Below are 11,770 nucleotides of genomic sequence, written 5' to 3'. Positions count from 1 at the left end.
ACCGCACGTTAGCGGGCAAGCAGGGTAGCGTAAATCACCACGGGGTGCAATCAAAGCTCTTACTTGACGAAAACGATAATATTATACACAAGTGATTTTATTCATAACTTTATGATTTACTCATGAAAAAATTGGCTGCTCGGATCATTCACAAGTAAACTATTTAGCTAAGTAAACCTCTGAGTGTATTTGTTATGAGCCAACGTAATTTAGATTTGTTGTTTAAACCTCAATCCATTGCCGTTATTGGTGCTTCTATTCGTGAGCTACGTGCTGGCAATGTGGTGATGAAAAACCTGCTTTCTGGTGGTTTTTCTGGCCCTATTATGCCAGTAACACCAAGATACAAAGCTGTATTGGGCGTGTTGGCTTATCCAAATATAGAAGCCTTACCACAAGTGCCTGATTTAGCAATTATTTGTACGGCAGCGTTACGTGTACCTCGGATCGTTGAAAAATTAGGACAACATGGCTGTAAGGCGGCGGTGGTTATCTCTGGTGGTTTTGATCAATTGTGCAGTGAAGATGGTATTGAGCTAAAACAGCAATTGAATGATTTTGCCAAAAAGTACGGCATTCGAATTTTAGGGCCTAATAGCTTAGGACTGATCTTGCCAAATATAGGCTTAAATGCCAGCTTAGCGCACGCGGGCACGCAACCGGGAAAATTGGCCTTTGTGTCTCAATCGGCAGCAATCTGTACCACAGTATTAGATTGGGCTAATAACAAAGGTATCGGCTTTTCCCATTTTATTTCCCTCGGTGATGGTATTAATGTCGACTTTGATGAATTGCTCGATTTACTTGGCCGAGACAGTAAAACCCGCGCGATCATGTTATACGTTGATTCAGTGCACCAAAGTCGCGACTTTATGTCAGCGGCGCGAGCAGCCTCGCGCAACAAACCGATTTTGGTGATCAAATCCGGTCGCAGTCATGAAGGTGCGATAGCTGCTGAATTACATACCGGTGGCGTAACAGGTAGTGATGCAGTTTATGATGCAGCATTTAAACGTGCGGGTATGCTGCGGGTAAAAGATTTACATGAATTGTTTGCCGCGGTAGAGACCCTAGCGCACTCCAATCCTTTGAAAGGTGAACGCCTTGCCATCGTGACCAACGGCGGAGGGCCCGGCGTGTTAGCGGTGGATGCACTCATTGAACGAGGTGGAAAGTTAGCTAAATTAGACGAGCAGGTGATAGCGGAACTAGATAAAGTACTACCTTCTAATTGGTCGCGTGCTAATCCCGTCGATATTATTGGCGATGCCACCCCTGAGCGTTATGCGCGAGCGGTAGATGTATTAATGAACTCTAAGGATATCGATGCCGTCTTGGTTATGCACTCACCTTCTGCGTTAGCCCATAGTGGCGAAACAGCGGAAGCTGTGATCAGTGCGGTAAAATTGCACCCAAATCAACGACGATTCAATATATTAACCAACTGGACGGGCGAGCAAGCCGCCTATGAAGCCAGAAAATTATTCTCTGCTGCGGGTTTACCCACCTATCGCACGCCAGAGGGCGCTGTCGGGGCGTTTATGCACATGGTGGAATACCGCCGCAACCAAAAACTATTGATGGAAACGCCGCAATCTATCCCAGCTAATTTACCCGCTAATGCTCAGCGTGCCAGAGACATATTACAGCGTGCTCTAGATAAGGGTAAATCTGTGTTAGAAACCCACGAAATGCAGCCAGTCTTGGAAGCTTACGGATTAAAAACCATTCCGACTTGGTACGCGAAAGATGCCAGTGAAGCGGTAGAGACAGCCAACCGTATAGGCTACCCAGTGGCGCTGAAAGTGCAATCACCCGACATTCATCATAAGTCAGATGTGCATGGCGTGGTGCTTAACCTTAATTCTCAAATTGAAGTTTTGCAAGCCGCGCAATCTGTGACGCAACGGGTAATAGACCGTTTTCCAACGGCAAGAATTGACGGCATGATAGTACAAAAAATGGCATTAACGGCAGGGGCACAAGAGCTGCGCATTGCAGTGAAAAACGATCCTGTATTTGGTCCCGCTATTTTGTTGGGAGAAGGTGGCTCTGAGTGGGATATCAGTCGCGATGCAGCAGTTGCTTTACCACCACTAAACATGGCGCTGGCTCGTTATATGGTGATTAATGCCCTTAAGAGTCAAAAAATTCGTGACCGTCACTTGCCCCTTGGCTTTGACATAGAAGCCCTTTGTGTGATGCTGACTCAAGTGGCACACTTGATCATTGATTGTCCAGAGATCTTAGACATCGACTTCAACCCAGTATTAATTGCAGGTGATAGCATTACCTTGTTAGACGTGAATGTAACCTTACAGTCTCTTGAAGGGGACCCTGCGGCAAGACTGGCGATCCGGCCTTATCCAAAAGAGTTAGAAGAGTATTTTACCTTGCGGAATGGCAATAAAGTGTTAGTGCGTCCTATTTTGCCGGAAGATGAGCCTAAACACCGCGTGTTTGATTCTGGCTTATCAGCAGAAGACCGATACAAGCGTTACTTTGGTGAGCGCGCACAAATGACCCATGAAGAAATGGCACTGCTTACGCAAATTGATTATGCCCGTGAAATGGCTTTTGTCGCGGTGGCGTGTGATGAACATGGTGAGGGTGATACCTTAGGCGTGGTTAGGGCTTCAACGGATCCCGATAATACCGATGCCGAATTTGCAATGGTGGTGAAAGGCGACATGCAAGGCCAAGGGTTAGGGCGTTTTTTATTGGAAAAACTGATCCGCTACTACAAAGCCAACGGCACCCAAGTGCTGATGGGATTTACCATGATCCAAAACCGCGGCATGTCAGAGCTAGCAAAAAAATTAGGCTTTAAAGTGACTATCGAGCTAGAGGACGGTTTGATAGAAATGGTGCTGCCGTTGTCTGACTCTGACGCCTCTTAAGTATAACGGATGTTCGCGCCTAAATGCTTAAGCGCGCTAACAGTAATCGCTGCCTTTCTAGCTCATGCTCCATTGCGCTTAAATGACTCAGGGTTAAAGGGCGTGCTGTTAGGCTAGCGAGTAGGCGCTGCTTGGTTAAGTTGCGATGAAAGGTTGCTTGATAGAAGGGACCAAGCTGACCGAGTTGGGTGATCACACCTTGTTTAACCAATTGATTTACTTCTTTTCTCACATTTAAGGGCAAGCCTAGCTTTTTCATGGTGTATTTTATTTGCAGCTTAAAGCGCTGCTTACAAGCATAGCCGCTAGATAAACAAAGGCCGGGTTTAACAAACGGTAATTGATAACCTTGCTCTGTGCTCGTGGTGATGACTTTGGTGATGGTTGGCGTGGCTTTACCTGCCAATGCCACTGTGATTGAGCTACCTTGGTTTATTTCATGTTGTTTGATGTATTTGACTGAGTGTCCAGAGACTTTCTGCACGGTTTTATTACCCAAAGACACTGGCGTAAAATGCAAAATGGGTGTTATTTTACCGGTGCGACCAACTTGATAGCTCAGTTTGGTCACGGTTACTTCCGCGCGCTTGGCTTTTGGCTTAAACGCCATGGCCCAATGCGGAAAAGATTGATTACTGCCTAAGCTGTCGCGCAGGTTTTGTTCTGCGGCTTTTATCACAACGCCGTCGATATCCGCATCCAGTTCAACATCTTGTTGCCATGTATTGAGCCAGCGCTCTGCATCCGCAATATCATTAATGGTTTGGCTAAAGATTTGAGTGGCTTTAAAGCCCCATTGCGCCAATAACTGCTGGCTTGCCAGATCATTAGGCTGCAACGGTTGAGCCAATTGATATGGGAAGAAATTGAGTAAATTGGCTAACGTCATATCGGGCTGTTTTTGTTGCGCCAACGCGGCCGTTAACTGTCGGCTACTCGAATAATCCTGTATTTGCTTAAACGCTTGTTGGGGAATAAACAGTTCGCCATAAATAACCACTTCCTCTTGCTGCGCCTTTTGATTAAGCCGTTTAGGTATGTGCGGAGCAAGTAAGACCAATGCAGTGATGTCTTTACCTGCTGCGCCGTTTCCTCGCGTACTGGCTTGGGCTAATTGGCCGTGATGATAAATAAGCTCAATCGCGATGCCATCAATTTTCGGTTGAATGATTAACGAATTGGCGCGTTGCAACAAGGGTTTAATAAATTCCAACAACATTTGCTTGCTGGTGGTGCTATTAAGGCTTTTCATGGGGTAACGGTGACTCACCCATGAATTGTTTATGTCTGTGTTTAAGGTACTGATTGGATGAGCGAGGAGTTGATTGAGTTGATCGAAAGATGAGTCTGAGATACAAGGATTGCCAGCATGGTAGGCCTGGTTTTGCTGCGTTAAAAACCGCTGTAACTGGGTTTGGGAGCAGGTTTCAGCACTGCTACTTGCACTCAAGGCAGTTAACATCCCAGTTAGTATGGCGCAGGTTAGTTTAGTCGGTTGCGTATTCATGCTCTCTCACCTGTTTTTATATACAGTTAAAATAGTGTAGATCAGATTGAGCCTGTTGCCAGCTTTTACTGGATGACATGAGGATTAAGTCAGCGCGTCCATTTCACCGCTGTGAGTTTAACGGTATGATGGCGACTTTTTGCATAAAGGGAAACAATGGCAAAACCTATCATGTTATTAGGATGTACCAGTGATGCTGGCAAATCCTTACTGGCAGCAGCGGCTTGCCGTGTTCTGGCTAACCGCGGTGTTAACGTGGCACCATTTAAAGCTCAAAATATGAGTAATAATGCGGCCGTTACACCCGATGGTTTAGAAATTGGTCGCGCGCAATACTTGCAAGCTTTGGCCGCGAAAGTCACCCCCGATGTGCGAATGAACCCTGTATTACTGAAACCTAGCGCCGATACCTATAGCCAGGTGATCGTGAATGGTGTGGCCAATGCAGAAATTTCTGCCATGGCGTGGATGGAACGTAAATCGTTACTCTGGCAGCATGTAAAAAATGCCTTAACCAGTTTGCAGTCTGATTATGATCAACTAGTCATAGAAGGGGCGGGTAGCCCTGCGGAAATTAATTTACGCGCCGGTGATATTGTCAATATGGCAGTGGCGCTGGAAACACAGGCCGATGTGTATTTGATTTCTGATATTGATCGTGGCGGCTCGTTTGCTCATCTGCTAGGGACTTGGGCGTGTTTAGCGCCGCAGGAGCAAGGCTTAATCAAAGGCTTTGTGCTTAATAAATTTCGCGGCGACCCGCTGCTGCTGGGCAATGCCATGGATTGGTTGCAAGAAAAAACCGGTATTCCTACGGTGGCTAACATTCCGATGTACGATCACCGTTTACCAGAAGAAGATGCCTTTCGGGGTAGTGACACCTTTGTTAAAGGCGAGCTAAACATTGCGTTAGTGATTTATCCTTATGCCGCTAATATGGATGAGTTTGATCCCCTGTTTCATCAGCAAGGCGTGAATGTCACGGTGATCCGCGAACAGCAAAGCTTGTCACGCTTTGATGCCGTGATCTTACCCGGCAGTAAAAATTCAGGCGCCAGCATGGCCTATTTGGCTAACACGGGGTTAGCTCAATCGGTTATCGATGCGGCTCAACAAGGTAAGCTAGTGCTGGGTATTTGCGGCGGTTTACAAATATTAGGTGAAAAGCTGCTTGACCCGCGCCGTTTAGAAGCAGGTGATTTTGATGGCTTAGGCTTATTGCCATTAACCACAGAATTAGCGCAAATCAAGTCTACTTCGCAAGTACATTTTCAATGGCAAAACCAACCTATGACCGGGTATGAGATTCACCATGGACAAACGCAAACTACCGGTAAGGTCAGTGAATTTTTACAATCTAATTTGGGTTGGCAGCGTGAAAATGTAGTGGGGATTTACCTGCACGGTGCGTTTGAAAATGCGGTGTTCATGAGCTGGTTTGTGCATCAATTAGGGCAAGATTTGCCGACCCAAGATTGGCATCAGATAATAGATATTGAGCTAGATAGCTTAGCTGAAAAATTTGCGCGAGATGGCTGGTTGTAGAAGTTAGAGCACAAGTCTTGCTGACTTGTGCTCGAATACCCGTCTCGCTTATGGGAATAATAGTGGAAGTGCATCTTTAAAGGTTTGATCAGCGCTATGATCATGGGTTACATCTTGCTTAATCAGGGTGATGTTCAAGCCTTCATATTTCCGATTTTGCATATAAGCGTATGCCATCTCAACATCGGGACCATTACCGCCCTTCATCGCGCCTGTTAATATCATTCTGCTGTTCATTTTTTTGCTTAAATGAAACCTCTCTTCCTCTAACTTGAGTAAGGTCTCGGTATCCGCAACACTTGGATCGGCAGAAACGAAATTATCAAAGTAAGATCGATTGGGGTCTGCGATGAGCATAGAGTAAAAAGACATGGCTCCGCCATATGAATGTCCAACTAGGGTTCTATTAGTTGGCAGTACGCTATATTCACTTTCTACGAAAGGGATTAATTCTTGAGTTAAAAACTCGTAGTAATCATAGACGCCGGGTGTTAAATAATCGATATTTCGACGGCTTTTTGGACCCTCATGAATCGCAACAAGTACAGCCGACACGCCTGAGCTTTCTAATATACCTTTGTAACTGTTACTTCTCCATTGCCCATCTGATGCATAAATTACTGGTAGCGGAGCACCGCCAGCTTGATACTCAACGGGGACGTATATGTCTAATTTATAGGTAATATTGGTTATAGAAGATGCTATTTCGGTTGAATCTAGTTTATAGGGTTGTGGTTTTTTTTGATTAAGGACGTTATCCCCTTCATTAACGTTGGCTCCGCCGCCACCGCCACCACAGCCAAATAATATGGCAGATAATAGTATGCTAAAAAATAATTTGTTCATGGCCCATCCTTAAGTTATTTATTTTATTCAAATAGATAATATTCATTTAGATAAAAATAAAAAAAGGTAAAGGTCAAATTAAAATGATTTTATAGTGTATTTTTCAAATTATTGTGAGTTAAGTCATTCTATGTGGAGTTTTCTATTAATGAATATGGCATTCATTTGTTAAGCATACTTTAAAGTAACAAGGGATAAGTGATGAATTGCATCATCACTTCCATTCGCTACGGATTCAATCGCACCACTTTCCACCCAGCACCGTCTTTTTGGTAATCAAAACGATCATGAAGGCGGTCGGCTTTACCTTGCCAAAATTCAATTCGCTCTGGGATCACGCGATAGCCACCCCAAAACTCAGGTAAAGGCACCGTTTGGCCAGCAAATTTTTGCTCGTAGAATTTAACTTTGTCCATCAGCTCTTGGCGGCTTTGCGCCACTTCACTTTGATGAGATGCCCATGCGCCAATTTGGCTGCCACGGCCACGAGAATGGAAATAGGCTTGTGATTCTTCAAATGTGACGCGTTCAATGCGGCCTTCAATACGCACTTGACGCTGTAGTATGTTCCAATGAAAGAGTAGGGCGGCATGCGGATTGGCATCAAGCTGCTGGGCTTTACGGCTACCGTAGTTGGTATAAAAAACAAAACCGCGATCGTCGACTTCTTTCAGTAACACCATGCGCGATGAAGGGCGGCCTTGTGTGTCACAACTCGCTACCGACATCGACTCAGGTAAAATAATGCCTGATTCTTCGGCTTGTTTAAGCCACTGTTGAAAAAATTCAAAAGGGTTATCGGTGGCTTTTAGCTCAGGCATTTCTAATAACACGCCTTGGCCTAAAGTAAGGGCACATTTGAGTTTGGTTAGAAAAGACATTGTTGTTGTCGCTTAATGATAAACAGTTAGGTTTTGCAGTGTAGCAGCAAAGGCTCTTAGCTGCAGCATTTCCATGCTGTTTTAAAGCTAAATTAACCTGTTAATTTTAGGGGCAATTTTGCTTCAGGTATAACAAGCTCAATGGCAGTTTTCGCTTTACTGCAGCAGGTTAAGATATGATTTTTTCGCACATAAGCGAGTGGCTCGATAATGTATTCTACCGAGCCACTGATCAATTGACATTGACAAGCACCGCAATGGCCATCGCGACATTGATATTCCGTTTGAATACCTTGTTGCTCCAGGTTTTCAAGTAAGGTTTGCTCCTCACTGGCGTGAAAAGTTTCACCATTGATGACCATTTCCTTGCTCATTACAGTTCAAAATCCTCTAAATCGTCAGCATCCATATCAGAGTTAATTTGACCCACTAAGTAAGAGCTGATTTCAGACTCTTGCGGCGCGACTTGTACGTTATCGCTCACCAGCCAGTTGTTGATCCATGGGATTGGGTTTGACTTAGTGGCAAAGGGCGGTTTGAAACCGATAGCTTGCATGCGCACGTTGGCAATATATTCAACGTATTGGCACAGAATGTCTTTGTTTAAGCCGATCATTGAGCCGTCTTTAAACAAGTATTCAGCCCAATCTTTTTCTTGCTGTGCGGCGCGCATGAAGATGTCGATGGCTTCTTGTTCACATTCTTTGGCAATTTCAGCCATCTCAGGATCGTCTGCACCATCACGCCAGAGGTTTAAAATGTGCTGTGTGGCATTAAGATGTAGCGCTTCATCACGGGCAATGAGCTTAATGATTTTGGCATTGCCTTCGAGTAAGTCACGCTCTGCAAAAGCAAAGGAGCAGGCAAAGCTGACATAAAAGCGAATTGCTTCTAACGCGTTAACTGAGTTCATGCATAAGTAAACCTTACGCTTTAAGGCTCTAATGGTAATGGTTTCTACGCGGCCATCGCTATGAGTGTAATCGCCTTCACCGTGTAATTGGTAAAACTGGGTAGCGGTGATTAAATCATCATAGTAACCCGCAATATCATCAGCACGTTTTAGGATTTCTTCGTTGTTAACGATGTCATCAAATACGTCACTTGGGTTGTTGAACAAGTTACGGATGATATGGGTGTAACTGCGGCTGTGAATGGTCTCAGAAAATGCCCATGTCTCAATCCAGGTTTCAAGTTCAGGTAATGATACCAACGGCAGCAGTGCTACGTTAGGACTGCGACCTTGAATGGAGTCCAACAAGGTTTGGTATTTGAGATTTGAGATGAAAATGTGTTGCTCGTGCTCGGGCAAGTCTTGGAAGTCAACACGATCACGGCTAACGTCTACTTCTTCTGGACGCCAAAAGAATGAAAGCTGTTTTTCAATTAATTTTTCAAAAATTTCAAATTTTTGCTGATCATAACGGGCGACATTCACTGGGTTACCAAAAAACATCGGCTCAGTGAGGGCGTTATTTTGTACTTTTGAAAAGGTAGTGTACTTATTCATTCTGTTTCGCTCTGAATACAACATTAAAGCGGGAAGCTAAGCTTCCCCGTTTGATTAGATTTTACACGCGCCGCCTTCACAGCCATCATCTTCTGGCTGTAAATCGGTTTGGCTGTCGGCTGCGCCATCGCGGGTGTTATGGTAATACAAGGTTTTAAGGCCCATTTTATAAGCCGTTAACAAGTCTTTCATCAGCATTTTCATTGGCACCTTGCCACCTTCAAATTTGGCGGGGTCGTAGTTGGTGTTAGCTGAAATGGCTTGGTCGACAAATTTTTGCATTATACCCACTAGCTCAAGATAACCGGTATTGTTTGGAATGTTCCAAAGTAGCTCGTAGTTATCTTTTAAGCGCTCATATTCTGGCACCACTTGCTTTAAAATACCGTCTTTACTTGCTTTTATACTGATAAAACCACGCGGAGGTTCAATACCATTGGTTGCATTTGAAATTTGGCTCGATGTTTCCGATGGCATTAGAGCTGATAACGTTGAGTTGCGTAGACCGTGAGTTTTAATCTCCTCGCGTAACGTATCCCAGTCTAAATGCAGTTTTTCAGTGCAGATATTGTCCAAATCCGACTTGTAGGTATCAATAGGCATGATACCTTGAGAATAAGTTGTCTCATTAAATGATGGACAGGCGCCTTTCTCTTTCGCTAAGCCGTTTGATGCTTTCAATAGGTAGTATTGAATGGCTTCAAAGGTGCGGTGTGTTAGGTTGTTAGCACTGCCGTTTGAGTAGTACACACCATTTTTTGCTAGGTAATAAGCGTAGTTGATCACGCCAACCCCTAAGGTACGTCTATTTAAGCTGCTCGTTTGTGCCGCTGGGATCGGGTAGTCCTGATAGTCTAATAGGCTATCAAGGGCTCGCACAATCAAATCAGACAACTCTTCTAGCTCATCTAAACTCTCTAGCGCACCTAAGTTAAAGGCAGATAGGGTACATAGGGCTATTTCACCATTCTCGTCGTTAACGTGTTGCAGTGGCTTCGTTGGCAACGCAATTTCCAGACATAAGTTACTCTGGCGGATGGGTGCCACTTTTGAGTCAAATGGGCTGTGAGTATTACAGTGGTCGACGTTTTGAATGTAGATCCGACCTGTGCTAGCACGCTCTTGCATCAGCAGAGCGAATAGATCGACCGCTTTGATGGTTTTTTTCCGCACATTGCTGTCTTGCTCGTATTGTAGATACAAAGCTTCAAACTTGTCTTGGTCTTCGAAAAAGGCATCGTACAACCCAGGTGTATCAGATGGGCTAAACAGGCTAATATTGCCGCCTTTAATTAAACGGGTGTAGAACAGCTTGCTGAGTTGGACGCCGTAATCTAAGTGACGGACGCGGTTTTCTTCCACGCCACGGTTGTTCTTTAATACTAATAGCGATTCAACTTCTAAGTGCCAAATAGGGTAAAACACAGTGGCAGCACCGCCACGTACGCCGCCTTGTGAACACGATTTAACCGCAGTTTGGAAGTATTTGTAAAACGGAATACAGCCGGTATGGAAGGCTTCACCGCCACGAATTTCACTGCCTAAGGCGCGAATGCGGCCCGCGTTAATACCAATGCCCGCACGCTGTGACACGTATTTCACCACGGCACTGGCTGTGGCATTAATTGAGTCCAAGCTATCACCCGTTTCAATCAGTACACATGAGCTGAACTGGCGAGTAGGGGTGCGCACGCCTGACATGATGGGGGTCGGCAGTGACAATTTAAAGGTTGAGATAGCATCATAAAAACGGCGCACATAATCCATACGGATAGATTTGTCGTAGTTGGCGAATAAGCAAGCCGCCACTAATACGTATAAGTATTGTGCACTTTCAAATATTTCACCGGTTACGCGGTTTTGAACTAAATACTTGCCTTCAAGCTGTTTCACTGCAGCATAAGAGAAGGTCATGTCACGCCAGTGGTCAACAAAGTCATTCATTTCATTGAATTCAGCTTGGCTGTAATCATTTAGCAGGTGACGGTCGTATTTATCCATTTCACACATTTTAACCACGTGGTCGTACAAATGTGGTGGCTCAAAGGTGCCGTAAGCTTTCTTACGTAGATGAAACACGGCTAAGCGCGCAGACAGATATTGGTAATCAGGTGTTTGTGGCGAGATTAAATCAGCTGCTGCCTTGATAATGGTTTCGTGAATATTCTCGGTTTTGATGCCGTCGTAAAATTGGATGTGAGATTTTAACTCAACCTGAGATACAGATACGTTATTTAATCCCTCTGCTGCCCATGTGATAACGCGATGTATTTTATCTAAATCAATCGCTTCTTTATTGCCATCACGTTTGGTGACCAACAGATTTTTATTCATCGCATAACGCCTTTTAGATTTGTAATAACTAGGTGAATGAGCATGGATTCAGAAACAACAAAAGGCGCTATCAGGAACGACAATAATATGACGTTCTAATATTGCCCTCTGGTGTCTTTAAATCTGTATAAACACAATATGTAGTGTTTTGCTTCTGATTAGCTACAAGATAATGAGGTATGCGTTATTTTGCAAGGGGGAAACTTGATCATAACTTGTGGATAAAGTGTGAAAGAATTAGCAAGGT

General features: G+C 44.5%; 8 protein-coding genes. 2 read left to right on the top strand and 6 right to left on the bottom strand.

The annotated features are described in order from the left end of the window. Positions 1-194 precede the first annotated feature (194 nt). Complete coding sequence (locus Q4519_RS03260; RefSeq protein ID WP_232802495.1) at positions 195-2,900, top strand: bifunctional acetate--CoA ligase family protein/GNAT family N-acetyltransferase; 2,706 nt, start codon at positions 195-197, stop codon at positions 2,898-2,900. 19 nt (positions 2,901-2,919) lie between these two features. Here Q4519_RS03260 and Q4519_RS03255 read toward each other — a convergent pair whose 3' ends face one another. After that, on the bottom strand, positions 2,920-4,407 hold the full coding sequence (locus Q4519_RS03255; protein ID WP_303509475.1) for a hypothetical protein: 1,488 nt from the start codon (positions 4,405-4,407) through the stop codon (positions 2,920-2,922). Between the two features lie 156 nt (positions 4,408-4,563). Here Q4519_RS03255 and Q4519_RS03250 point away from each other — a divergent pair, with 156 nt between their 5' ends. Next, entirely contained in the window at positions 4,564-5,952 is a 1,389-nt protein-coding gene (locus tag Q4519_RS03250) for a cobyric acid synthase (RefSeq protein ID WP_303509472.1), read from the top strand. 48 nt (positions 5,953-6,000) lie between these two features. Here Q4519_RS03250 and Q4519_RS03245 read toward each other — a convergent pair whose 3' ends face one another. The 5 genes from Q4519_RS03245 to nrdA all read right to left on the bottom strand — a co-directional run bounded on the left by Q4519_RS03245 (position 6,001) and on the right by nrdA (position 11,523). Then, positions 6,001-6,798 carry an alpha/beta hydrolase gene (locus Q4519_RS03245; RefSeq protein WP_303509469.1) on the bottom strand — a complete coding sequence of 266 codons (798 nt, stop codon included), beginning with the start codon at positions 6,796-6,798 and terminating at the stop codon, positions 6,001-6,003. Between the two features lie 227 nt (positions 6,799-7,025). Next, complete coding sequence (pdxH, locus tag Q4519_RS03240) at positions 7,026-7,679, bottom strand: pyridoxamine 5'-phosphate oxidase (RefSeq protein ID WP_232803008.1); 654 nt, start codon at positions 7,677-7,679, stop codon at positions 7,026-7,028. Positions 7,680-7,771: 92 nt separating this feature from the next. Next, the gene (yfaE, locus tag Q4519_RS03235; protein WP_303509464.1) at positions 7,772-8,053 is read right to left on the bottom strand and encodes a class I ribonucleotide reductase maintenance protein YfaE; all 282 of its coding nucleotides are present in this window, start codon (positions 8,051-8,053) and stop codon (positions 7,772-7,774) included. After that, positions 8,053-9,189 carry a class Ia ribonucleoside-diphosphate reductase subunit beta gene (gene nrdB, locus Q4519_RS03230; RefSeq protein WP_232803001.1) on the bottom strand — a complete coding sequence of 379 codons (1,137 nt, stop codon included), beginning with the start codon at positions 9,187-9,189 and terminating at the stop codon, positions 8,053-8,055. Before nrdB ends, yfaE begins: the two co-directional genes overlap by 1 nt. Before the next feature lie 54 nt (positions 9,190-9,243). Continuing rightward, positions 9,244-11,523: a class 1a ribonucleoside-diphosphate reductase subunit alpha gene (nrdA, locus tag Q4519_RS03225; RefSeq protein ID WP_232802994.1), complete on the bottom strand. Its 2,280-nt coding sequence runs from the start codon at positions 11,521-11,523 to the stop codon at positions 9,244-9,246. Between the last annotated feature and the right edge of the window lie 247 nt (positions 11,524-11,770).

The sequence above is a fragment of the Motilimonas sp. 1_MG-2023 genome (assembly GCF_030547455.1).
Lineage (GTDB): Bacteria > Pseudomonadota > Gammaproteobacteria > Enterobacterales > CBDFNC01 > Motilimonas.
This window is presented reverse-complemented; position numbering and strand designations above follow the sequence as displayed.

What these genes read in the sequence shown, in the direction of transcription:
- yfaE (WP_303509464.1), bottom strand. Translation starts at nt 8,053, where the DNA reads ATGAGCAAGGAAATGGTCATCAATGGTGAAACTTTTCACGCCAGTGAG.
- pdxH (WP_232803008.1), bottom strand. Translation starts at nt 7,679, where the DNA reads ATGTCTTTTCTAACCAAACTCAAATGTGCCCTTACTTTAGGCCAAGGC.
- Q4519_RS03245 (WP_303509469.1), bottom strand. Translation starts at nt 6,798, where the DNA reads ATGAACAAATTATTTTTTAGCATACTATTATCTGCCATATTATTTGGC.
- nrdA (WP_232802994.1), bottom strand. Translation starts at nt 11,523, where the DNA reads ATGAATAAAAATCTGTTGGTCACCAAACGTGATGGCAATAAAGAAGCG.
- Q4519_RS03250 (WP_303509472.1), top strand. Translation starts at nt 4,564, where the DNA reads ATGGCAAAACCTATCATGTTATTAGGATGTACCAGTGATGCTGGCAAA.
- Q4519_RS03255 (WP_303509475.1), bottom strand. Translation starts at nt 4,407, where the DNA reads ATGAATACGCAACCGACTAAACTAACCTGCGCCATACTAACTGGGATG.
- Q4519_RS03260 (WP_232802495.1), top strand. Translation starts at nt 195, where the DNA reads ATGAGCCAACGTAATTTAGATTTGTTGTTTAAACCTCAATCCATTGCC.
- nrdB (WP_232803001.1), bottom strand. Translation starts at nt 9,189, where the DNA reads ATGAATAAGTACACTACCTTTTCAAAAGTACAAAATAACGCCCTCACT.